The sequence below is a fragment of the Nocardioides sp. Z43_10 genome (genome assembly GCF_059766615.1).
This window is the reverse complement of sequence record NZ_JCBAJY010000001.1, coordinates 1-22,082: the sequence shown is the minus strand read 5'-3', so window position 1 is coordinate 22,082 and position 22,082 is coordinate 1. Positions and strand designations below refer to the sequence as shown.

General features: G+C 72.8%; 23 protein-coding genes. 16 read left to right on the top strand and 7 right to left on the bottom strand.

Going from position 1 to position 22,082, the window contains the following annotated elements:
• Positions 1 to 30 precede the first annotated feature (30 nt).
• From AC6EI4_RS00115 to AC6EI4_RS00100, 4 genes are read left to right on the top strand one after another with little or no spacing between them, the layout of a single operon-like run.
• Positions 31 to 282 (top strand): acyl carrier protein, encoded by a 252-nt coding sequence (locus AC6EI4_RS00115; protein ID WP_498423705.1) that lies wholly within the window; start codon positions 31 to 33, stop codon positions 280 to 282.
• Positions 279 to 1,520, top strand: coding sequence for an AMP-binding protein (locus AC6EI4_RS00110; RefSeq protein WP_498450213.1), 1,242 nt, complete (start codon positions 279 to 281; stop codon positions 1,518 to 1,520). Before AC6EI4_RS00115 ends, AC6EI4_RS00110 begins: the two co-directional genes overlap by 4 nt.
• Entirely contained in the window at positions 1,513 to 2,289 is a 777-nt protein-coding gene (locus tag AC6EI4_RS00105; RefSeq protein WP_498423707.1) for an SDR family NAD(P)-dependent oxidoreductase, read from the top strand. The genes AC6EI4_RS00110 and AC6EI4_RS00105 overlap by 8 nt, the downstream gene beginning before the upstream one ends.
• Positions 2,273 to 2,674: a hypothetical protein gene (locus AC6EI4_RS00100; RefSeq protein ID WP_498450212.1), complete on the top strand. Its 402-nt coding sequence runs from the start codon at positions 2,273 to 2,275 to the stop codon at positions 2,672 to 2,674. Before AC6EI4_RS00105 ends, AC6EI4_RS00100 begins: the two co-directional genes overlap by 17 nt.
• A 13-nt stretch (positions 2,675 to 2,687) precedes the next feature.
• Here the strand turns inward: AC6EI4_RS00100 and AC6EI4_RS00095 are convergent, their stop codons facing one another.
• On the bottom strand, positions 2,688 to 3,440 hold the full coding sequence (locus tag AC6EI4_RS00095) for a class I SAM-dependent methyltransferase (protein WP_498450211.1): 753 nt from the start codon (positions 3,438 to 3,440) through the stop codon (positions 2,688 to 2,690).
• Positions 3,441 to 3,708: 268 nt separating this feature from the next.
• Between AC6EI4_RS00095 and AC6EI4_RS00090 the strand changes: the two genes are divergently transcribed.
• The 6 genes from AC6EI4_RS00090 to AC6EI4_RS00065 all read left to right on the top strand — a co-directional run bounded on the left by AC6EI4_RS00090 (position 3,709) and on the right by AC6EI4_RS00065 (position 10,049).
• Positions 3,709 to 4,632, top strand: coding sequence for a Rossmann-like and DUF2520 domain-containing protein (locus tag AC6EI4_RS00090; RefSeq protein WP_498450210.1), 924 nt, complete (start codon positions 3,709 to 3,711; stop codon positions 4,630 to 4,632).
• Positions 4,629 to 5,615, top strand: coding sequence for a pantoate--beta-alanine ligase (panC, locus tag AC6EI4_RS00085; RefSeq protein ID WP_498450209.1), 987 nt, complete (start codon positions 4,629 to 4,631; stop codon positions 5,613 to 5,615). Before AC6EI4_RS00090 ends, panC begins: the two co-directional genes overlap by 4 nt.
• Positions 5,615 to 6,037, top strand: a complete 423-nt coding sequence (gene panD / locus AC6EI4_RS00080) for an aspartate 1-decarboxylase (RefSeq protein WP_498423713.1) — start codon at positions 5,615 to 5,617, stop codon at positions 6,035 to 6,037. Before panC ends, panD begins: the two co-directional genes overlap by 1 nt.
• Before the next feature lie 19 nt (positions 6,038 to 6,056).
• Entirely contained in the window at positions 6,057 to 6,860 is an 804-nt protein-coding gene (locus AC6EI4_RS00075; RefSeq protein ID WP_498423714.1) for a type III pantothenate kinase, read from the top strand.
• A 90-nt stretch (positions 6,861 to 6,950) separates the two neighbouring features.
• Positions 6,951 to 7,292: a histone-like nucleoid-structuring protein Lsr2 gene (locus AC6EI4_RS00070; protein ID WP_498423716.1), complete on the top strand. Its 342-nt coding sequence runs from the start codon at positions 6,951 to 6,953 to the stop codon at positions 7,290 to 7,292.
• 174 nt (positions 7,293 to 7,466) lie between these two features.
• Positions 7,467 to 10,049 carry an ATP-dependent Clp protease ATP-binding subunit gene (locus tag AC6EI4_RS00065; protein WP_498423718.1) on the top strand — a complete coding sequence of 861 codons (2,583 nt, stop codon included), beginning with the start codon at positions 7,467 to 7,469 and terminating at the stop codon, positions 10,047 to 10,049.
• Between the two features lie 115 nt (positions 10,050 to 10,164).
• On the opposite strand, the gene AC6EI4_RS00060 is transcribed toward AC6EI4_RS00065, so the two are convergent.
• The gene (locus AC6EI4_RS00060) at positions 10,165 to 11,031 is read right to left on the bottom strand and encodes an iron-sulfur binding domain-containing protein (protein ID WP_498450208.1); all 867 of its coding nucleotides are present in this window, start codon (positions 11,029 to 11,031) and stop codon (positions 10,165 to 10,167) included.
• A 104-nt stretch (positions 11,032 to 11,135) separates the two neighbouring features.
• Between AC6EI4_RS00060 and AC6EI4_RS00055 the strand changes: the two genes are divergently transcribed.
• The gene (locus tag AC6EI4_RS00055) at positions 11,136 to 11,954 is read left to right on the top strand and encodes a hypothetical protein (RefSeq protein WP_498450207.1); all 819 of its coding nucleotides are present in this window, start codon (positions 11,136 to 11,138) and stop codon (positions 11,952 to 11,954) included.
• Between the two features lie 107 nt (positions 11,955 to 12,061).
• On the opposite strand, the gene disA is transcribed toward AC6EI4_RS00055, so the two are convergent.
• Together disA and radA are read right to left on the bottom strand one after the other, a co-directional pair.
• Positions 12,062 to 13,147, bottom strand: a complete 1,086-nt coding sequence (gene disA / locus AC6EI4_RS00050) for a DNA integrity scanning diadenylate cyclase DisA (RefSeq protein ID WP_498423722.1) — start codon at positions 13,145 to 13,147, stop codon at positions 12,062 to 12,064.
• Between the two features lie 51 nt (positions 13,148 to 13,198).
• On the bottom strand, positions 13,199 to 14,620 hold the full coding sequence (gene radA, locus AC6EI4_RS00045; RefSeq protein ID WP_498423724.1) for a DNA repair protein RadA: 1,422 nt from the start codon (positions 14,618 to 14,620) through the stop codon (positions 13,199 to 13,201).
• Between the two features lie 147 nt (positions 14,621 to 14,767).
• Between radA and AC6EI4_RS00040 the strand changes: the two genes are divergently transcribed.
• A complete protein-coding gene (locus AC6EI4_RS00040) occupies positions 14,768 to 15,802 on the top strand; it encodes a LacI family DNA-binding transcriptional regulator (RefSeq protein ID WP_498423725.1) in 1,035 nt (344 codons plus the stop codon).
• 33 nt (positions 15,803 to 15,835) lie between these two features.
• On the opposite strand, the gene AC6EI4_RS00035 is transcribed toward AC6EI4_RS00040, so the two are convergent.
• From AC6EI4_RS00035 to AC6EI4_RS00025, 3 genes are all read right to left on the bottom strand, one after another.
• Positions 15,836 to 16,543, bottom strand: coding sequence for a class I SAM-dependent methyltransferase (locus AC6EI4_RS00035; protein ID WP_498450206.1), 708 nt, complete (start codon positions 16,541 to 16,543; stop codon positions 15,836 to 15,838).
• A gap of 40 nt (positions 16,544 to 16,583) precedes the next feature.
• Positions 16,584 to 17,222, bottom strand: a complete 639-nt coding sequence (locus tag AC6EI4_RS00030; RefSeq protein WP_498450205.1) for a VOC family protein — start codon at positions 17,220 to 17,222, stop codon at positions 16,584 to 16,586.
• Positions 17,223 to 17,454: 232 nt separating this feature from the next.
• Positions 17,455 to 18,219 (bottom strand): DUF3109 family protein, encoded by a 765-nt coding sequence (locus AC6EI4_RS00025; protein WP_498450204.1) that lies wholly within the window; start codon positions 18,217 to 18,219, stop codon positions 17,455 to 17,457.
• A 39-nt stretch (positions 18,220 to 18,258) separates the two neighbouring features.
• Here AC6EI4_RS00025 and AC6EI4_RS00020 point away from each other — a divergent pair, with 39 nt between their 5' ends.
• The 4 genes from AC6EI4_RS00020 to proC all read left to right on the top strand — a co-directional run bounded on the left by AC6EI4_RS00020 (position 18,259) and on the right by proC (position 21,914).
• Positions 18,259 to 19,194 (top strand): Ppx/GppA family phosphatase, encoded by a 936-nt coding sequence (locus tag AC6EI4_RS00020; RefSeq protein ID WP_498423732.1) that lies wholly within the window; start codon positions 18,259 to 18,261, stop codon positions 19,192 to 19,194.
• A gap of 12 nt (positions 19,195 to 19,206) precedes the next feature.
• Positions 19,207 to 20,007, top strand: coding sequence for a sugar phosphate isomerase/epimerase family protein (locus tag AC6EI4_RS00015; protein ID WP_498423733.1), 801 nt, complete (start codon positions 19,207 to 19,209; stop codon positions 20,005 to 20,007).
• Positions 20,008 to 20,094: 87 nt separating this feature from the next.
• Positions 20,095 to 21,045, top strand: a complete 951-nt coding sequence (locus AC6EI4_RS00010; RefSeq protein WP_498423735.1) for a proline dehydrogenase family protein — start codon at positions 20,095 to 20,097, stop codon at positions 21,043 to 21,045.
• Positions 21,046 to 21,110: 65 nt separating this feature from the next.
• Positions 21,111 to 21,914, top strand: coding sequence for a pyrroline-5-carboxylate reductase (proC, locus tag AC6EI4_RS00005; RefSeq protein ID WP_498450203.1), 804 nt, complete (start codon positions 21,111 to 21,113; stop codon positions 21,912 to 21,914).
• Positions 21,915 to 22,082: the final 168 nt, after the last annotated feature.

Sequence of the window (22,082 nt, the reverse complement as noted above, 5' to 3'; positions counted from 1 at the left end):
CGTCGAGTCTGCCACGCTAGTCTGCGTGCCATGAACGCACTGTCCCGTGAGCAGATCCGTGACCTGATGACTGCGGTGCTCACTGCCCAGGGCAAGACGCTGCCGGCCGACGAGTCGGCTGTCCTGTCCGAGATCGGCTTCCGCTCCCTGGACTTCTCCGAGCTGGCGCTGCGCGTGGAGGACGAGACCGACGAGGAGCTCAACTTCGAGGCCTCCGGGCTGCGCCAGATCGTGACCGTCAAGGACGTCCTGGACCTCCTCGAGGAGCTCCAGTCCTCGTGACGGCCGGCGCTGACGGCGTGGCCGCGGCGGGCGCGGGCAACCGCATCATCGACGCCCGCACCGGCGCCGTGACCACCTGGGGCGAGCTGGACGACGTCGCGCTGAACCCTCCGGTCGCGGCGGTGGTCGGCAACGGCCTCGACGCGCTGCCGTGGGTGTGGGCCCACGCGCGCACCGGCGGCGAGCTGCTGGTGGTTGCCGCCGGCCGGATGGAGGACGGCCTCGCCGCCGAGCTCACCTCCGCCGGCTTCCGGCTGGCCGGCAGCCGCGAGCAGGAGCCGGACCACCCCCGCACGGGCGAGGCGGGGCGGCTGTGGCTGCTCACCTCGGGCTCCACCGGCCGGCCCAAGCGGATCGGCCACACCCTGGCCTCGCTGACCACCGTCGCGGGCTCCCAGGCACCGCGGACCTGGCTGTGTCCCTACTCCCCGGGCACCTACGCCTGGTGGCAGGTGGTGACGCTGGGCCTGACCCAGCCGGGGCAGGACCTGCTGGTCGTCGACCCCGGGCACCTCGACTCCTGGACCGCCGCCGCGGCGGAGCACGGCGTCAGCGCGGCGTCCGGCACGCCCACCTTCTGGCGCCAGACCCTGATGGGGCAGGCCGACGGGCTCGCCCGGGTGCCGCTGCAGCAGGTGACGCTCGGGGGAGAGCCGGTCGACCAGGCCATCATCGACCAGCTGCGCGAGGTGCTCCCGCAGGCGCGGATCTCCTGGATCTACGCCTCCTCCGAGGTGGGCGCCTCGATCGTGGTGCACGACGGTCGTGCCGGCTTCCCCGAGGAGTGGCTGGGGCGCTCGGTCCCGGGCCGCCCGGTCATCGACGTCGTGGGCGACGAGCTGGTGATCACCTCCCCTCACCACGGCGCCGGCCTGGACGGGCCGGTGCGCACCGGAGACCGGGTCGAGCGGGTCGACGGCAGGGTGCTGATCACCGGCCGTCTGGACTCCGACGAGATCAACGTGGGCGGGGCCAAGGTCTCTGCCGGCGTGGTCCGCAACGTGCTGATGGCGCACCCCGGCGTGGCCTGGGCGCGGGTCACCGGCCGGCGCGCGCCGCTGGTCGGCCAGCTCGTCCAGGCCGAGGTCGTACCGGCCGAGCCGACCGGCGACACCGCGGCACTCGAGCAGGAGCTCGTGGCGTGGTGCCGCCCGCGGCTGCCGGAGCACGGCGTGCCCCGGCGGTTCCGCTTCCGTGACCAGATCCCGATCAAGGAGACGTTGAAGAGCGATGTCTGAGACCACCCCCAGCACCGCCACCGGCACCGCCGGTGACGAGTTCCCCACCGCCGAGGTGGTCCTCATCTCGGGAGCCTCGCGAGGCCTGGGTCTCGCCATGGTCGCCGACCTGCTGGCCCGCGGGGTGAAGGTCGCGGCCTTCGCCCGCACCGTCACCCCCGAGCTGGAGGCGCTGGCCGAGCAGTACCCGGACACCTCGCTGTTCGGGTCGGTGGACATCACCGACACCGCGGCGACGCAGGCCTTCGTGCGGCAGGTGGAGGAGAAGCTCGGCGTCATCGACGGCCTCGTCAACAACGCCGCCATCGGGCAGGACTCCCTGCACGTGCACACCTCGCCCGAGCGCATCGAGCAGATCATCGCGACGAACCTGACCGCGCCGCTGCTGCTGACCCGCTTCGTGCTGCGCCGGCTCCTGGCCAAGGGCCGCCGGGGCCGTCTGGTCAACGTCACCTCGATCTGCGGGCAGCGGGGCTATCCCGGCCTGGTCGCCTACTCGGCCACCAAGGGCGGCCTCGACGCGGCGACCCGGGCGTTCGCCCGCGAGTTCAGCGGCCGGGTGCTGGCCAACGCCGTCGCGCCGGGGTTCTTCGCCTCCGAGATGTCCGCGGTGCTCGGGCAGACCCAGCTCGACCAGATCCTGCGGCGCACCCCGTCCGGGCGGATGACGACCCCCGAGGACGTCGTCCCGGTGGTGCGGATGCTGCTGCTGGAGCAGACCAACATCAACGGCCAGTCGCTCGTGATCGACGGTGCCGGCTCCATCTGAGGCCCTCGACGAGGCCGGCGCGCTGGCCCACCTGGTGGTGGGCCGGCCCGAGACGCTGGTCTCCTCGCAGCGTCGCTCGCACCTGCACGACGGGCGCTGCGTGGCCTGGACCGGGCCGAGCGAGGGCATCGCGATCGACGCCGAGGTGGCGCGCCCGGTGCCCCCGGCCCTGGGCCACCGGCTCGGAGTCGAGCGCTTCTGGGAGCGCTGGACGCGGGCGGAGTGCGCGGCCAAGCTCTCCGGCGTGCCGATGGCCGTGCTGGCGCGCGACGGGCTGGACCTGCCGCCGGGCGTCGTCCTCGAGCACGTCACCGTGCGGCTGGGGGACGTCGTGGTGAGCGTCGCCCGGGGGACCGCAGCGCCGGAGCCCGCCGCGGGGCGCTGAGCAGCAGGGCGGCTCAGCGGGTGTCGAGCACCACGCGGGTCAGCGCGCCGTCGAGGACCACCTCGCCGCCGGTCGCGTGGGCGACCGCGTCCAGCGCGACGTCGGCGACCAGCTCCCGTTCGCCGTCGGGGATCACCGGGCCGGTGCGGCGCACGCAGCGCAGGGTGCCCAGCCGGGGCCGCTGACCGGCCAGGTGGCCGCTCTCCACGGCGATCGCGCGCCCGCCGGCCAGGCTGCGTACGACGTCGCGCCAGGCGGCGTCGCGCCCGGTGCCCACCTCGGCCCTGGCGCCGGGGCCGTCGTCGGCCAGGGGCCACCAGTCGGCCAGCCAGGTGCCGATGCTCTGCGGGACGCGGGTCTCGTTGAGCCGTGCCCCGAGCCGCTCGCGGCCGGTCAGCGGGTCGACGTGGACCAGCCGCGGGAAGCCCGCCTCGTCGACGGCCACCACGTGGGTCGGCACGTGGTTGAGCCAGTCGACGGCGAGGACCAGCCCGGCGAAGCCCGCCGGGAGGTCGAAGCGGGTGGCCAGCCCGGGCAGGGCGCGGGCGAGGTCGGGGGCGAGCATCCCCGCGGACCCGAGCAGGACGAGCTCGCTGGGATCCTCGCGCTCGACCAGCCCGATCAGCGCCTCCCGGTCCCGGGTGAACGCGGGCGGGTGGCGGCGCAGGAAGCCCTCGGGGCCGAACGAGGCACGGTCCCAGGCCTGCTTCCAGGTGGGCTCCGTGGGCGCCGGCAACCCCGGCATCCCCAGACTCGTGGTGCTCATGCCCGCAGACCCTACGTCCGCGGCGGCGGGTCGGCGGTCCTCGGGAGGGCCGTTCCGCGTCGCCCGGGTGACACCACGATGACGGCCGCGTTACCCAGGTCACCTCCCGGCCGGTTCCCCTGGGGAATGCGGAGGCGTACATTCCTCGTTGAACTCGGGGACGAGGGCGCCAGCCGGAGTCCTTCCACAACTCGAGCACACGTCCGGTACCCACACCGGCCCTCCGCACGGAGGGTGGTCGGCGGGACGGGAACGAAAGGTTCGGTCCATGACGCACCCGCTTCGGGTGGGGGTCATCGGCGCAGGTCGCGTCGGTGCGGTCCTCGCTGCCGCTCTGCGCACCGCCGGTCACGAGATCGTGGCCGCCGCCGGTGAGTCCGACGCCTCGCTCTCACGCATCTCGGCGCTGCTGCCGGGCGTCGCCAACGCCAAGCCCACCGCGGTCGCCCGCGACTGCGACCTCCTGCTGCTCACCGTGCCCGACGACATGCTGCCCAACGTCGTCGCCACGCTCAGCGCCAGTGGCGCCATCCACGAGGGCCAGCTGGTGGTGCACACCTCCGGTCGGCACGGCCTCGCCGTGCTCGCCGACGCGCTCGCCGTGGGCGCGCGCCCGGTGGCGCTGCACCCGGCGATGACCTTCACCGGCACCGCGCTCGACCTCGACCGGCTCGCCGGCTGCGTCTTCGGCGTCACCGCCGGACCCGACGAGCGTGGCCTCGCCGAATCGCTGGTGGACGACCTCGGGGGACGTGCCATGTGGGTGCCCGAGGAGCGTCGCACGCTCTACCACGCGGGCCTCGCCCACGGCGCGAACCACCTGGTGACGCTGGTCAGCGAGGCGATGGAGATGCTCGCCGCCGCCGGCGCCGACAGCCCCGCGGACACGCTGCGCCCGCTGCTCAACGCGGCCCTGGACAACGCGCTCACCCACGGTGACGCCGCGCTGACCGGCCCGATCGTGCGCGGCGACGTCAACACCGTGCGCGCGCACCTGGCCGACCTCACCGCCAACGCCCCGCACACGCTGGCGTCGTACGTCGCGATGGGCCGCGCCACGCTCAGCCGCGCGGTGCTCGACGGCCGGCTGCTGCCGATCCGGGCGGCGCGGATCGCCGAGCTGCTCGGCGTCGACGCCGACGCCCTCGCTGGCCCGGTCGAGGTCCCGGAGCGGGGAGCGCAGCTGCAATGAGCGCCGCCCCTGTGCTCGCGGAGACCCGCGAGCAGCTCTCCGCCCTGCTCGCCGAGCATCGAGCCGCGGGCCGCCGCGTCGGCCTCGTGCCCACGATGGGCGCGCTGCACGACGGTCACGCCAGCCTGGTGCGGTGCGCCCGCGAGCGCGTCGGGGACGGTCCGGTCGTGGTCTCGATCTTCGTCAACCCGATGCAGTTCGGCCCCGGCGAGGACCTGGAGCGCTACCCGCGCACCCTGGAGGCCGACCTCGAGGTGTGTGCCGGCGCCGGAGCCGACATCGTGTTCGCGCCGAGCGTGGAGGAGGTCTACCCCGGCGGTCCGCCCCAGGTGACCCTCGACCCGGGCCCGTTGGCGGACGTCCTGGAGGGCGCCGCGCGTCCCGGACACTTCCGCGGGGTGCTCACCGTGGTCGCCAAGCTCCTGGGGCTGGTGCGTCCCGACGTCGCGGTCTTCGGCGAGAAGGACTACCAGCAGCTCGTGCTGGTGCGCCGGATGGTGAGCGACCTGTGTCTGGGGGTCGAGGTCGTCGGCGGGCCCACCCGCCGCGAGGAGGACGGGCTGGCGATGAGCTCGCGCAACCGCTACCTCGACGCCGAGCAGCGCCGCCGCGCGTTGAACCTGTCCGCCGCCCTGCTCGCCGCCCAGGACGCCGCCGCCGAGGGCCTGGACGCGGCCTACGCCGCCGCCCGCGCGGTGCTGCGCCAGTCGCACGGCGTGGACCTCGACTACCTGACGATCACCGCGCCCGACCTGACGCCGCTGCCCGTCCCGGTGCCGGCCAGGACGCAGGCGCGCATCCTGATCACCGCCCGGGTGGGCGGGACCCGGCTGCTCGACAACATGCCGCTCCTGCTGGGAGCCTCGCCGACCGCCCAGCCCGACCAGACCGCCCAGCCCGACCAGACCCCGGGCGACCACAGCCACCACCAGACGAGCCGTGACGAGACGGCCGACCAGCCAGCGACGAGGGAAGTGCACTGATGCTGCGCACCATGATGAAGAGCAAGATCCACCGCGCGACGGTGACCCAGGCGGACCTGCACTACGTCGGCTCCGTGACCGTCGACGAGGACCTGCTCGACGCCGCCGACCTGCTGGCCGGCGAGCTGGTCCACATCGTCGACGTCACCAACGGGGCCCGCATCGAGACCTACACGATCGCCGGCGAGCGCGGCTCGGGAGTGATCGGCATCAACGGCGCCGCGGCCCGCCTGGTCCACCCCGGCGACGTGGTCATCCTGATCGGCTACGGCCAGATGGACACCGCCGAGGCGAAGGAGCTGCAGCCGCACGTCGTCTTCGTCGACGCCGACAACGCCATCATCGGCACCGGCTCCGACCCGGCCGAGGCGCTGCCCGGCACCGGGCTGGTCCGCGGCGACCTCACCGCAGCCGGCCGCTGAGCATGCCCGGGACCCGGCGATGAGCCTGCTCGCCGCCGACATCGGCAACAGCCACACGGTGCTGGGGCTGGTCGAGGACGGCGAGGTGCTGGCGCACTGGCGGGTCGGGACCGACGCGCGGCGCACCGCCGACGAGTGGGCGGTCCTGCTCAGCGGGCTCCTCGCCGACGCGCCCGGGGCGCTGCGCGGCGGCGGGCCGGCCGGCGTCCTCCTGGACGGGATCGCGGTGTGCAGCACCGTCCCCTCGGTGCTGCACGAGTGGCGCGAGATGCTGGCCGGCCGGTTCGCGGACGTGCCGAGCGTCGTCGTGGAGCCCGGGGTGCGCACCGGGGTGCCGATCCTGATGGACAACCCGCGTGAGGTCGGCGCGGACCGGATCGTCAACGCCCTGGCGGCCGCGACGCTGCACGGGGGACCGGCGATCGTCGTCGACTTCGGTGGGACCGCCACCACCTTCGACGTGGTCAGTGCCGCGGGACAGTACGTCGGCGGCGCCATCGCGCCCGGGATCGAGATCTCCCTGGAGGCGTTGGGACGCCGCGGCGCGCAGCTGCGGAAGGTGGAATTGCTGCGCCCGCGCACCGTGATTGCGAAGAACACCGTGGAGGCATTGCAGTCGGGAATGCTCTTCGGTGTCGCCGCGCAGGTGGAGGGAATCGTCGCGCGCATGATCGGTGAGCTCGGTGCGGCCACGGCCGACGTGCACGTGATTGCCACCGGTTACCTCGCCCCGGTGGTGCTCGACGAATGCGCGTGTTTCACCGCACATTCCCCGTGGTTGACGCTGCGCGGCCTCGAGCTGGTTTTCCTGCGTAACTCCTGATCACGGGCACCGCGTATTCCATAGGAATGGGCAGAGTGCCGTGTGGCATGATTCACTGGATATTCATTCGACCGATTCAGGGAGTCAGCAATGGCGCAAAAGGTCAGTATTCAGCTCGTTGACGACATCGACGGTACCGAGGCGGACGAGACCATTTCCTTCGGCCTCGACGGCGCCTCCTACGAGATCGACCTGAACGACGCGAACGCGACGGCGCTTCGCGAGGCCCTGGCGACGTACGTCGGCCACGCCCGCAAGCTCAGCGCCTCGCCCCGCCGCGGACGACGCAGCTCCGGCTCGGGGTCCGGCACGTCCGCGGGCGGCCCGAGCGCCAAGGAGATCCGCGAGTGGGCGCGCGAGAACGGCTGGGAGGTCCCCGAGCGCGGCCGCGTCTCCTCCGAGGTGCGCGAGGCGTACGACGCGGCCCACTGAGCCGTTTCCCACCACGGTCCGCTGTTCGCTGACAGCGGACCGGCGCCTGCTGTTCTGGGGGAACACGTAGGCTTGTGGAGAAGTTGTTCCCTCACGTGAGGGCGTCCCACTGGGGCCGCTCACGACGCGAAGTGGATCGCCCACTTCAAGGAACTCCATGCCTGAGGAGCGCACATGTTCGAGCGGTTCACTGACCGAGCCCGCCGGGTGGTCGTGCTGGCCCAGGAAGAGGCCCGCATGCTCTCCCACAACTACATCGGCACCGAGCACATCCTGCTCGGGCTCATCCACGAGGGTGAGGGCGTCGCCGCCAAGGCCCTCGAGAGCCTGGACATCTCCCTGGAGGCTGTCCGCGCGCAGGTCGAGGAGATCATCGGTCAGGGCCAGCAGGCCCCCAGTGGTCACATCCCCTTCACGCCCCGTGCCAAGAAGGTGCTCGAGCTGTCCCTGCGCGAGGCGCTGCAGCTCGGTCACTCCTACATCGGCACCGAGCACATCCTGCTCGGCCTGATCCGCGAGGGCGAGGGTGTCGCAGCTCAGGTGCTGCAGAAGCTCGGCGCCGACCTCAACCGGGTCCGCCAGCAGGTCATCCAGCTCCTCTCCGGCTTCCAGGGCAAGGAGAGCGCCGCGGCCGGCGCCCCGCAGGGTGGTGGCGCCGAGGCGCCGTCCTCCTCGCTGGTCCTCGACCAGTTCGGGCGCAACCTGACCCAGGCGGCCCGCGAGGGCAAGCTCGACCCGGTGATCGGGCGCGGCCAGGAGATCGAGCGCGTCATGCAGATCCTGTCGCGGCGCACGAAGAACAACCCGGTCCTGATCGGCGAGCCCGGCGTCGGCAAGACGACGATCGTCGAGGGGCTGGCCCAGGACATCGTCAAGGGCAACGTGCCCGAGACGCTCAAGGACAAGCACATCTACACCCTCGACCTCGGCGCGCTGGTGGCCGGATCACGCTACCGCGGCGACTTCGAGGAGCGGCTGAAGAAGGTCCTCAAGGAGATCCGCACCCGCGGCGACATCGTGCTGTTCATCGACGAGATCCACACCCTCGTCGGGGCCGGCGCGGCCGAGGGCGCGATCGACGCCGCCAGCATCCTCAAGCCGATGCTGGCGCGCGGCGAGCTGCAGACCATCGGCGCCACCACCCTCGACGAGTACCGCAAGTACCTCGAGAAGGACGCCGCCCTGGAGCGCCGCTTCCAGCCCATCCAGGTCGCCGAGCCGTCGATCGCGCACACCATCGAGATGCTCAAGGGCCTGCGCGACCGCTACGAGGCGCACCACCGGGTCACGATCACCGACGAGGCCCTGGTCTCGGCGGCGACGCTGGCCGACCGCTACATCTCCGACCGGTTCCTGCCCGACAAGGCCATCGACCTGATCGACGAGGCCGGCTCGCGGCTGCGGATCCGCCGGATGACGGCGCCGGCCGACCTGCGCGAGTTCGACGACAAGATCGGCGAGGTCCGCCAGCGCAAGGAGGCGGCGATCGACGGTCAGGACTTCGAGGCCGCGGCGCGTCTGCGCGACGAGGAGAAGCAGCTCATCGCCAAGAAGGCCGAGCGCGAGAAGCAGTGGCGCGCGGGCGACATGGACGTCGTCGCCGAGGTCGACGAGGAGCTGATCGCCGAGGTCCTCGCGGTCGCGACCGGCATCCCGATCGTCAAGCTCTCCGAGGCCGAGTCCACCCGTCTGCTGAAGATGGAGGACGAGCTCCACAAGCGCGTGATCGGCCAGGACCAGGCCGTCAAGGCGCTCTCGCGGGCGATCCGTCGTACCCGGGCGGGGCTCAAGGACCCCAAGCGTCCCGGCGGCTCGTTCATCTTCGCCGGCCCGTCCGGTGTCGGTAAGACCTGGCTGTCCAAGACGCTGGCGGAGTTCCTCTTCGGCGACGAGGACGCGCTGATCCAGCTCGACATGAGCGAGTTCGGCGAGAAGCACACGGTCTCGCGACTGTTCGGCTCGCCTCCCGGCTACGTCGGTTACGAGGAGGGCGGCCAGCTCACCGAGAAGGTGCGCCGCAAGCCGTTCTCCGTCGTCCTCTTCGACGAGATCGAGAAGGCTCACCCGGACATCTTCAACTCGCTGTTGCAGATCCTCGAGGAAGGTCGCCTGACCGACTCGCAGGGCCGGGTGGTGGACTTCAAGAACACCGTCATCATCATGACGACCAACCTCGGCTCGCGCGATATCGCCAAGAGCGTCAACCTGGGCTTCAACCAGATGGGTGACAAGGCGTCGTCCTACGAGCGGATGAAGAGCAAGGTCTCCGAGGAGCTCAAGCAGCACTTCCGGCCCGAGTTCCTCAACCGCGTCGACGAGATCGTGGTCTTCCCGCCGCTCTCGGAGGAGCAGATCGTGGCGATGGTCGACAACATGATCGCCTCGGTGGAGTTGCGCCTCAAGGACCGCGACATGTCGCTGGAGCTGACCCAGCCGGCCAAGGACCTGCTGGCGAAGCGGGGCTTCGACCCGGTGCTCGGCGCGCGCCCGCTGCGGCGCACGGTCCAGCGCGAGATCGAGGACGTGATGGCCGAGAAGATGCTCTACGGCGAGGTCGGTCCCGGTCAGATCGTGCTGGTCGACGTGGAGGGCGAGGGCCCGTCCGCGACGTTCACCTTCAAGGGCCAGAAGGTCGGGGCGCTGCCCGACCTGCCCCCGCTGGAGACGGCCGCCATCGACCTGGGCAAGGGCGAGAAGTCGGCCTCGGACGAGACCGACGGCCCCGTCGACATCAAGAAGTCGCCCGAGGGGGAGTAGCCCCCGAGTGCTGCAGCCGGCGCCGGCCTCCCGTGGGAGGTCGGCGCCGGCCGCATTTCACGGCGTGCGGGCAGTAGTGCGTCTGGGCGTCACGGCAGAGCGTCGGGGCAGCTCGTCACGGCAGGGCGTAGGTCTCGCCCGGCCCGGCGACGACCAGCCCGTCGGCGACCAGGCTGACCAGCGCCCGCTCGCGCTGGACCTCGGGCGACCAGACCGTCTCCAGGCGCGAGCGGTGCACCGGCGCCTCGCTGTCGCGCAGCACGGCGAGCAGCCGGCCGCGGCACTGCCGGTCGGTGCCGGCGTAGGTCTGGACCCGACGCGCCGGGCCGTCATACGCCGGGTAGCCGGCGGCCCGCCAGGCGCACAGCTCCGCCACCGGGCAGTCCCCGCAGCGGGGGGCCTTCGCGGTGCAGACGAGGGCCCCGAGCTCCATCACCGCCACCGACCAGGTGGCCGCCTCGGGCTCAGCGGCCGGGAGCACGCCGGCGGCCAGCTCGCGCTCGGCCCGGGTGACGGCCGCGGCGGGGTGCTCGGCGCCCTGCAGCGTCCGGGCCAGGACGCGGCGGACGTTGGTGTCCAGCACGACGTGGCGCCGGCCGTAGGCGAACGTCGCGATCGCCGCCGCGGTGTAGTCGCCCACGCCCGGCAGCGCGATCAGCTCGTCGTACGACGCGGGGACCGCGCCGCCGTGGCGCTCGAGGATGGTGGTGGCCGCGGCGTGCAGGCGCAGGGCTCGGCGCGGGTAGCCCAGTCGTCCCCAGGCCCGGACCGCCTCGCCCGGCGGCTCGGCGGCCAGCGCTGCCGGGGTCGGCCAGCGAGTGAGCCACTCGGCGTGGACCGGCAGCACCCGGGCCACCGGGGTCTGCTGGAGCATGAACTCCGAGACCATCACCGACCAGGCGCTGGCGTCGGCGCGACGCCAGGGCAGGTCGCGGGCGCTCTCGTCGTACCAGCGCAGGACCGGGGCGTGCAGCTCGCTCATCGCGACGATCGTAGGGGCGGCGACGCCACCCGGGCGGCGCGGGCTCGCCACCCGTGCGGTGTGGCTCCACCACCGTCGTGCTCGGGGTCGATACCGTGTCGTCCATGACAGCTCTGACCCGTCCTCGGGGTCCGCTCCCCGCGCGGGTCTACTGGACCCGCCGCCTGGTCCTGCTCGCCGTGGCCGTGCTGCTGGTGGCCGGGATCGCGCGGGTGCTCGGGTCGGGCAGCGACGCCTCCTCGGAGCCCGAGGCCGCCCCGGTCGCCGCGGATCCCTCCGCCACCCAGGAGACCCCGCAGAGCTCCTCGGGCCAGAGCGGCGCGAGCGGTCCCCGGGCCTCCCAGGCGGCCTCGGTCAAGCCCACGCCGGCCCAGCCGGACGGCCCCTGCGTCGACGAGGACGTGGTGGCCACGCCCGTGGTGGGCAAGATCGAGGCGGGCAAGAAGAGCCTGCTCGCGCTGGAGCTGACCACCCGGGAGGCGGAGGCCTGCACCTGGCGGGTCTCGTCCCAGACGCTCACCGTGAAGATCACCTCGGGCCCCGACGAGATCTGGTTCAGCCGGCACTGCCCCCAGGCGATCCCCACCAAGGACCTGATCGTGCGCAAGGAGATGCCCGCGAAGATCGCGGTGCGCTGGTCGGGGCGGCGCTCGGACGCCGAGTGCAGCGTGCTGACCGAGTGGGCGATGCCCGGCGGCTACCACGTCGAGGCCGCGGCCCTGGCCGGCGAGCCCTCGGAGGCCTACTTCGAGCTCGAGGCCCCCGCCGGCGCCGTCGTCACCCGCACCGTCACCCCGAAGCCCTCGCCGAACCGTCCGCGTGCCTCGCAGGGCACCGGCTCGAACCAGCCCGGCACCGACTCCTCCACCGGCACCCGCCGCCCCGGCGCGCGCCCCTCCGGCGCCGTAGAGCCCAACCGCTGACCCCCGCCGAGTCGGCGTGAACTCGGCGCGCACAAGCGCCGAGTCGGCGTGAACTCGTCGCGCAGGAGCGCCGAGTCGGCGCAAGCTCGCTGCCGGGCGAGCCAGGCTCAGACGTAGCGCTCGAGGATGCTGGACTCGGCGAGCCGGGAGAGCCCCTCACGCACGCTGCGCGCGCGCAGCTCGCCCACGCCCTCGACGGCCTGCAGGTCGTCGATGCCGGCCGAGAGCAGCTTCTGCAGGGTCCCGAAGTGCTCCACCAGGCGGTCCACGACCGTGCTCGGCAGCCGGGGGACCTTGGCCAGCAGCCGGTAGCCGCGCGGCGCCACCGCACCGTCCAGGTGCTCGCTGGCGCCCAGCCCCAGCGCCCGGGTGACCGAGGCGGGATCGACCAGGTCGGTCGCGGAGAGCGACTCGAGCCGGTTGAGCAGGGTCTCGGGGCTCTTGGTGCGCCGCCCGGCCGGGAGGTAGTCGCGGATGACCAGCTCGCGCTCGGCGTCGACGCCGGTCACCAGCTCCTCGAGCTGCAGCGACAGCAGGCGTCCGTCGGTCCCGAGCTCGAGCACGTAGTCCTCGATCTCGCGCGCGATCCGGATCACCATCTCGAGGCGCTGCGCCACGACCGCGACGTCGCGCACGGTGACCAGGTCCTCGATCTCCAGGGCAGACAACGTGCTGGACACCTCGTCGAGACGCATCTTGTAGCGCTCGAGGGTGGCCAGGGCCTGGTTGGCGCGCGACAGGATCTGGCCGGAGTCCTCCAGCACGTGACGGGTTTCGCCGACGTAGGCGGCGATGATCTGCATCGACTGCGACACCGAGATCACCGGGAACCGGGTCTGCTTGGCCACCCGGTCGGCCGTGCGGTGCCGGGTGCCGGTCTCCTCGGAGTGGATGGTGTGGTCGGGCATCAGGTGGACGGCCGCGCGGTGGATGCGGGTGACGTCCTTGTCCAGGATGATCGCGCCGTCCATCTTCGCCAGCTCGCGCAGCCCGGTGGCGGTGAACGGGACGTCGAGGGTGAACCCGCCGGTCGCGATGGACTCCACCGTCTTGTCCAGGCCCAGCACGATGAGCGCGCCGGTGCGTCCACGCAGGATCCGCTCCAGGCCGTCACGCAGCGCTGTGCCGGGAGCGATCGACGCCAGGGTGGCCCGAAGACGCAGCGTGTCCTCGGAACGCTCGATGCCGACCACGACGTCCCCGATCTCCTGTAAGCATGCGGCAGCAGACCTCCGCCGCCGGCGTCAGTCTAGGGGACGCGGGCCCGTGGGGCGGGGACCTGCGAGATGCAGGAGTCGCAGCGCCGAGGCGACGTTGGGCACGTCGAGCACCCGCATGCCGTCGACGGTCCACGACTCGGGGCTGCGGACCTTCTTCTCGTGGCTTCCCGGGACCACCGCGACCCGGAAACCGAGCCGGGCGGCCTCGGCCAGGCGCTGGGGGAGGTCGCGCACCCGGCGCAGCTCACCGGCCAGGCCGATCTCCCCGATCGCGGCGACTCCGAGCGGGGCCGGCTCGCCGTACGTCGCGGAGGCCAGCGCCACCGCGATGGCCAGGTCGCTGGCGGGGTCGACCAGTCTGGCCCCGCCGACGGTGGAGGCGAACACGTCGTGGCTGTGCAGCCGGATGCCGCAGTGCTGCTGCAGCACCGCCAGCACCATCGCCACGCGGGAGGAGTCCAGCCCCGACGTCGTACGACGGGGACGCTCGGCCGCGCTGTGGGTGACCAGGGACTGCACCTCGGCCAGCAGCGGACGGCGCCCCTCCATCGTCACCGCGACGCAGGTCCCGGGCACCTGCTGCTGATGGTTCTCCACGAAGAGCCCGGTCGGGTCGGTGACCGCGGTGATGCCCTCGGAGGACAGGTCGAAGCAGCCGACCTCGTCGACCGGGCCGAACCGGTTCTTCATCGCCCGCACCATCCGGAAGCGGGAGTTGCGGTCGCCTTCGAAGTGCAGGACGACGTCGACCAGGTGCTCCAGGACGCGGGGCCCGGCGATGGTGCCGTCCTTGGTGACGTGGCCGACCAGCACCGTGGTGATGTTGCGGGTCTTGGCGACCCGGATGAGCGCCGCGGCGACCTCCTTGACCTGGGTGACCCCGCCCGGGACCCCGTCCACGCTCGAGGCGCTGATGGTCTGGACCGAGTCGACCACGATCAGGGTCGGGCGGACCTCCTCGATGTGGGTGAGCACCGCCGCCAGGTCGGTCTCGGCGGCGAGGTAGAGCTCGTCCTGGACGCCCCCGGTGCGGTCGGCGCGCAGCCGCACCTGCGACGCCGACTCCTCACCGGTGATGTAGAGGGTGCGCTGGCGCAGGCGAGCGGTCTGGGCGGCCACCTCCAGCAGCAGCGTGCTCTTGCCGACCCCGGGCTCGCCGGCGAGCAGGATCGCGGCGCCGGGCACCAGCCCGCCGCCGAGCACCCGGTCGAGCTCGGGGACCCCGCTAGAGCGGAACTGCGACTCCGCCACCGAGACCTCCCCGATCGGGACCGCCGGCGTGGTGACGGGCCCGGCCGCGGATCGGGTGGCCACGACGGCGGTCTCCGCCACCGAGCCCCAGGCCTGGCACTCTCCGCAGCGGCCGACCCACTTGGCGGTCTCCCACCCGCACTCGGCGCAGCGGTAGGCCGGACGGGTGCGGGTCTTGGCGGTGGCTCTGCTCATGACAGGCACGCTAGGACATGGCGCCGACAGCCCGGAGCGCGTCGTCCCCAGGTGTGACGTGGCACGGCCGGGACAGCTGTTGACGAGGGCCGCGACAACGCCGATAGTTGCGCCAGAAGCATCGATTGGAACGATCAAGGGGTGGGGATGTCACGCAGCGGCTCACGCGTGTCCCTCGGCGTGCCGCCCACCCTGGCAGACGTCGCCGAGCGCGCGGGAGTCTCGCGCCAGACGGTGTCCAACGCCCTGAACAACCCCGACCTGCTGCGCCCCGAGACCCTGGTGCGGGTCCGCACGGTGATCGGTGAGCTCGGCTACTCGCCCAACCGGGCGGCGCGCAACCTGCGCACCCGCACCTCCCACCTGATCGGCCTGCGGTATGCGCCCGGACAGGAGCACACCGCCAACGCCGCGATGGACCGGTTCGTGCACTCCCTGGTCGAGACCTCGCGGGTGGCCGGGTACCACGTGCTGCTCTTCGCCGGCGACCCCGACGACCCGGTGGCGGGCTACGAGGACCTGCTCCGCTCCAACGCGGTGGACGCCTTCGTCGCCACCGACACGTTCCTGGGCAATCCCCAGGCCGAGTGGCTGGAGGCCCGCAGGGCGCCGTTCGTGGCATTCGGTCGGCCCTGGGACCAGCCGGGCGCGACCCACCCGTGGGTCGACGTCGACGGCGCGGTGGGCGCCGAACTCGGGACCCGGCACCTGCTCGAGCGCGGGCACACCCGGATCGCCTGGATCGGGTGGCGCAAGGACTCCCGGCTGGGGGAGGACCGGCGGCTGGGCTGGGCACGCGCCCTGCACGACCGCGGGCTGCCCACCACCGGCCTGGCGTCACGGGTCGAGGACACCGTCTCCAGCGGTCGCGAGGCCTCCTCGGTGCTGCTCGACGAGGCCCGGCCCACGGCCTTCATGTGCGCCTCGGACACGCTGGCGATGGGAGTCATGCACACGCTCGCCGAGCGCGGCCTGCGCGCCGGACAGGACGTCGCGGTCGTCGGCTTCGACGACTCCCAGGTGGCGCAGGTGATGACCCCCGGGCTGACCTCGGTGCGCCAGCCGCTGGAGCAGGTGGCCGTCGAGATCGTCGCCGCCCTGCAGCGGCTGCTGGGCCATCCGCCGATCCGCTCGCGCGGAGTGCTGCTCGCCCCCACGCTGGCGGTGCGCGGCTCCAGCTGAGCGCCCGCCCTTCGGGTCAGCTGCGGGCGGTCGCTAGAAGTGGCGCCACCACAGGTTCACCGCGTAGTCGACCTCCAGCCCGGCGTGGTCGGCGATCAGCTCCTCGGCGAGGTCGGCGGTGAACTCGATGCGCACGACGCTCTCCAGGTCCGCGCGCGAGGCGAAGCTCCAGCGGACGTCGAGGGGGGTGCGCGACCAGCCGTGCAACGACCAGAAGCGCTCGACGGCGAGGGGGTCGATCTCGGGGTACCCGCGCCGGAACCATCCCCCGAACGTGGAGCGGGTGGCGTCGTTGTCGATCACGAACGCGCTGCCGCCACGTCGTACGACCCGGGAGAGCTCGGCGAGCCCCGGCTCGCAGCCGGGCCCGAAGAAGTAGGCCCACCGGGCGTGCACGACGTCGACGCTGGCATCGGGCAGCGGGATGTCCTGGGCGGTGCCCTGGAGCACCGTCACCCGGTCGAGTCGGCGGGTACGGCGCCGGGCCAGCGCGGCCAGGTCGGGGTGAGGCTCCACGCCGTACACGCGGGTGGCCTGCTCGGCCCAGCGCGGGAGGTGGAAGCCGGTCCCGCAGCCGAGATCGAGGACGGTGCGCCCCTGCCAGCCGGCGACCTCGGCCATCGCGGCCTCGATGCGCCGCTCCGGGTCGACGGCGTGGTTCTCCAGCTCGTAGGTGGCGGTGTGGTGCCAGATGTTCGGGCTGGGGTGAGCGCCGGCGGGCAGGCCGGCCGGGCGACTCACCGCGGACCGGCCACCCCGGTCGGGTGACCGGGCGACGACATCAGATCCGGACCAGGCCGCCGGGGGTGTTGATCTGGGCGGCGAGGATGCCGGGCGTGCCGTTCGGGGCGACCCAATCGACCTTGATGTCCTCCAGCGGAGCCTCGACGGTCTCGCCCAGCCATTCGCTGACCCGGTGCGGGTCGCCGGCGATCTCCAGGCAGGCGAGGGTGTAGTCGGCCCCGGCCCCGGCGCCGGGGTGCAGCTCGGCGGGGGTCTCCCACTCCACGAAGAACGGCAGCTGCGGGTCGGCGATCAGGCCGTGCACGCCGATCTGCTTCCAGCGCAGCTCGGTGCCGTCGGGGCGGTGCCGGTTGCCCTGCACCGCCTCGCGGCCCAGACGCTGCTCGACGGTGGCGATGTCCTTGACGGCCACCACCCAGCCGAGCCAGCCGCCGCCCAGGGCGGAGCGGGCGCGGACGGCCTGGCCGAAGGGGGCCTTGTCCGACGCGGGGTGGTCCAGTGCCTCGACGATCTCGAGGTAGGTGTCACCCCCGAGCGGGAAAGTCATGTTCCGGGTCCCGAAGCGGGGATGCACACCGCCGTCGACGAATTCCCGGCCGAGCAGCCCCCCGAGGCGCTGAGCGGTGCTGGCGAGGCCGTCCGGCCCGGCGGCGAAGGAGAGGTGGTCCAGGCGCATGTGAACATTGTTTACCGGTACTGATTGGCTCGTCACATCGGGGTCTGGTCTCTTGACGTCGAGACAGAATTGTGGGAGTAGGCACACATTTTTCCGGGTTGGCGGTGGGGTCGCCGTTTGGTCCCCAACGGCGTGCCGAAGTCGGGATTCCTCACCGTTTGGTCCCCAACGGAGGGGGTGGGCGGTCGGGCAGGGGACCGAGGCCGGGGGAGCGGTACGACGTGCGCCGGCGTCAGCGGGGGTCGGCGGGGTGCAGCGCCAGCGCCGAGCGCGAGCGCAGGTGGGCCTCGCAGTGGCGCACCAGCTCGTCGTAGGCGGGGCGGCCCATGAGCTCGACCAGCTCGGGCTCGTTGGTGACGAAGACCGGCTCGACGCCGACGTGCGCCTCGGTGTTGCCCGAGCAGTACCAGTCGAGGTCGTGGCCTCCCGAGCCCCAGCCGCGGCGGTCGTACTCCCCGATCGAGACCTCGGTGTACGCCGTGCCGTCGGGGCGCTCGACGTCGCGGAAGGTGCGCCGGATCGGCAGCTGCCAGCAGACGTCGGGCTTCGTCTCCAGCGGGTTGCGGCCCTCGACGTAGGCCAGCGCGTGCAGGGCGCACCCGGCCCCGGCGTGGAAGTCGGGCCGGTTCTGGAAGATGCAGGCGCGCTGGCCGTCGACCTCGATGGTGCGCGTCTTGCGCTCGCCCTCGTCGTCCACCTCGACCCACTGCTCACGGGTCGGCGGCGCGTCGCCCGGGCGGTGCTGCCACAGCGCGTCGTCGAGCTTGGCCACGTACGACGCGACGCGCTCCTCGTCGTCGGCGTCGGAGAAGTGCGCTCCCAGCGTGCAGCAGCCGACGTCGGGGGCATCGGCATAGATCCCCGGGCAGCCCTGGCCGAAGATGCACGTGTAGCTCGACGTGAGCCAGGTCAGGTCGCAGCGGAACACCTGGGCGTCGTCGGCGGGATCGGCGAACTCGATCCAGGCACGGGGGAAGACGAGGTCGACTTCGGGCACACCGCCAACCTACTTCCCCCCACGGGCTAGCGTGGAGGCATGCGTCTGGGCGTGCTCGACATCGGCTCCAACACGGGGCACCTGCTGGTGGTGGACGCCCACGGGGGCGCGGCCCCGCTGCCGGCGTACTCCCACAAGCGGCCGCTGCGGCTGGCCGAGCACCTCGACGACTCCGGCGCGGTCTCGCAGACCGGCATCGACGCGCTGACGGCGTTCGCCGCCGAGTCGGTGCTCGTGGCCGAGGACAAGGGCTGCGAGGAGATGCTGTCCTTCGCGACGTCGGCGGTGCGCGACGCCGTGAACGCCGACGCCGTGCTGGACGAGGTGCACGAGCGCACCGGCGTGCGGATCGAGGTCCTCTCCGGGGCCGATGAGGCGCGGCTGACCTTCCTCGCCGTACGCCGCTGGTTCGGGTGGTCGGCCGGTCGGCTGGCGGTCTTCGACATCGGCGGCGGCTCTCTCGAGATCGCCGGCGGCACCGACGAGTCACCGGCCGTGGCGTGGTCGGTACCGCTCGGCGCCGCCCGACTGGCCCGCGAGTGGTTCCCGCACGGCAGCCCCGACGAGGAGACCGTCCGCTCGCTGCGCCGGACGATCCGCGCCACCATCGCCCGCGACGCCGGCCGCCTGCTGCGCGACGGCGCTCCCGACCGTGCCGCGGGAAGCTCGAAGACGTTCCGCTCGCTGGCGCGCATCTGCGGCGCGGCGCCCTCGGACCAGGGGCCCCTCGTTACGCGCACCCTGCGCGCCGACGCGCTGGCGCCGTGGCTGCCCAAGCTGATCGCGATGCCCTACGACGAGCTCTGCGCGCTGCCCGGCGTCTCGCCGAGCCGTGCCCACCAGATCGTCCCCGGAGCCCTGGTGGCCGAGGCGGTGATGGACATCTTCGACCTCCCCGCGTTGGAGATCTCCCCGTGGGCGCTGCGCGAGGGCCTGATCCTCGATCGATTCGACCGACTGGAATTCCTGGACTGAGGCGGTGGTCGCGTGAGCAGCAACTCCCTGGTCGGGCTCTCCACAGCCTCGGTCTACCCGGAGTCGACGGCCCACGCGTTCGCCTACGCCGCGACGCTGGGCTACGACGCCGTCGAGGTGATGGTGGGCATCGACGCCCTGAGTCAGCAGACCTCGGCGATCCAGCAGCTCTCCGAGCACCACGAGATGCCCGTGTGCGCGGTGCACGCCCCGTGTCTGCTGTTCACCCAGCGGGTCTGGGGGACCGACCCCTGGGGGAAGCTGGACCGCTCGGCCGAGATGGCTCACAGCGTCGGCGCGGACGTGGTCGTCGTGCACCCGCCGTTCCGCTGGCAGCGCGAGTACGCGCGCGACTTCGTGGAGGGGATCGCCTCCCTCGAGGAGTCGACCGGGATCGCCTTCGCCGTCGAGAACATGTACCCCTGGCGTGCCTCGCAGCGCCGCGGGATGGAGATGTACCTGCCCGGCCGGGACCCCTCCGAGGAGGACTACCGCAACACCACCCTCGACCTCTCCCACGCCGCCATCGCGCGCGACGACCCGATGGCGATGGCGCAGCGGCTCGGGGCGCGGCTGCGCCACATCCACCTCACCGACGGCACCGGCTCGGCCAAGGACGAGCACCTGGTGCCGGGGCGCGGCACGATGCCCGCGGCGCAGCTGCTGCGTGAGCTGGGCGGCAGCGGCTTCGCCGGCCACGTGGTCCTCGAGATCAACACCCGGCGGGCCGCGGACCGGGCCGAGCGCGAGCGGGACCTCATCGAGTCGCTCGAGTTCGCCCGCCAGCACCTCGCTGTCACCGCGACGCCCTGAGCCTCGGCGGCGCCCCCGGCATCGCCGTACGGCGTAGCCTGTGGCGGTGGCCCCGCGACGGTGCGGGCCTCGCCTCCAGGGAGGACCATGTCCGTGCTCCGCCAACCCCTGCTGCTGCTCGCGCGCAGCGGCCGGGTCAAGCGTCTCGTCACCACCCTTCCCGCGTCTGCCGGGGTGGTCCGCGGCTACGTCCCCGGGGAACGGCTCGAGGCGGCGGTCGAGGTGGCCGCCCAGCTGGCCGAGGACGGGCTGCAGGTCTCGCTCGACTACCTGGGCGAGGACACCGAGGAGCTCGCTCAGGCCACCGCCACCGTCGATGCCTACCTCCAGCTCCTCGACCAGCTCGCCAAGCGGGGTCTCTCGCGCAGCGCCGAGGTGTCGCTGAAGCTGTCGGCGATCGGCCAGGCGCTGCCCCGAGAGGTCGCGCCCGAGGGGGGACACCGGGTGGCGCTGGAGAACGCCCGGACCATCTGCCGGGCCGCCCGCAATGCCGGCACGACGATCACCCTCGACATGGAGGACCACCGCACCACCGACTCCACGCTGGCGATCCTGCGCGACCTGCGCAAGGACTTCCCCGAGACCGGCGCCGTGGTGCAGGCCTACCTGCGCCGTACCGAGGCCGACTGCCGCGACCTGGCCTACGAGGGCTCGCGGGTGCGGCTGTGCAAGGGCGCCTACAACGAGCCGGAGGAGGTCGCCTTCGGGAGCCGGCTCGAGGTGGACCGCTCCTTCGTCCGCTGCCTCAAGGTGTTGATGGCGGGGCAGGGCTACCCGATGATCGCGACCCACGACCCGCGCCTGCTGCGCATCGCGGGCGCGCTGGCCAGCCGGTTCGGCCGGGCGCAGGGGTCGTATGAGTTCCAGATGCTCTACGGGATCCGCCCCGAGGAGCAGCGCCGGCTGGTCGAGGCCGGTGAGACCGTGCGGGTCTACGTCCCCTACGGTCGCGAGTGGTACGGCTACCTGATGCGGCGCCTGGCCGAACGGCCGCGCAACGTGGGGTTCTTCCTCAGGTCGCTGATCAGCAAGGACTGACCGACCGACGGCGCCGCCGCCGGTCACCGGAGACCGACGCCGGGCGTCGGCGGAGAGTGGGGCACATGAAGCAGACCGCGATCATCGGCGCCGGAGTGATGGGGGAGACCCTGCTCTCCGGCCTGGTCCGGGCCGGACGGCGCGTCGACCAGCTGCTGGTCGGCGAGAAGCGCCCCGAGCGCGCCCGCGAGCTCGAGGAGCGCTACGGCGTGGCGGTCGTGGACAACCTCGAGGCGGCTCGCCGCGCGGACACCCTCGCGCTGGTGGTGAAGCCGCAGGACATGGCCGACGTGCTCGCCGAGATCAACCCCGAGCTGCGCCCCGGCCAGCTGCTGGTCTCCCTGGCCGCCGGCATCACCACCGGGTTCATCGAGGCGCGGGTGCCCGAGGGGGTGGCCGTGGTCCGGGTGATGCCGAACACCCCCGCCCTCGTCGACGAGGGGATGGCGGCGATCTCGCCGGGCTCGCACTGCGACGACGCCGACCTCGCCGAGGCCGAGTCGCTGATGGCCTCGACCGGCAAGGTACTGCGCATCCCGGAGCGCCAGCAGGACGCGGTCACCGCGATCTCCGGTTCCGGGCCCGCCTACGTGTTCTTCGTCGTGGAGTCGATGATCGAGGCCGGCGTCCACCTCGGCCTGCCGCGGGCCACCGCGACCGAGCTGGTCATCCAGACCGTCGTCGGCTCGGGCAAGATGCTGCGCGAGACCGGCACCCACCCCACGGTGCTGCGCGAGCAGGTCACCTCGCCCGGTGGCACCACCGCCGCCGCGCTGCGCGAGCTCGAGGACCACAAGGTGCGCGCCGCCTTCCTCACCGCGATGGAGGCCGCGCGCGACCGCTCCCGCGCCCTCGCCGAAGGCTCCTGACCCGCCGGCGCCCACCCCGCCGGCGCCCAGGCCGCCGGCGCCCACACCGCCGGCTGTAACGCGGGGTTATGCCCACTGCCACGGCGTTGTGACGCCGCGGACTCCATCGGTCGTAGCAACGCTGACTGATGGTGGTGTTGTGGATGGCGAAGCGGTACGTGCCTTACG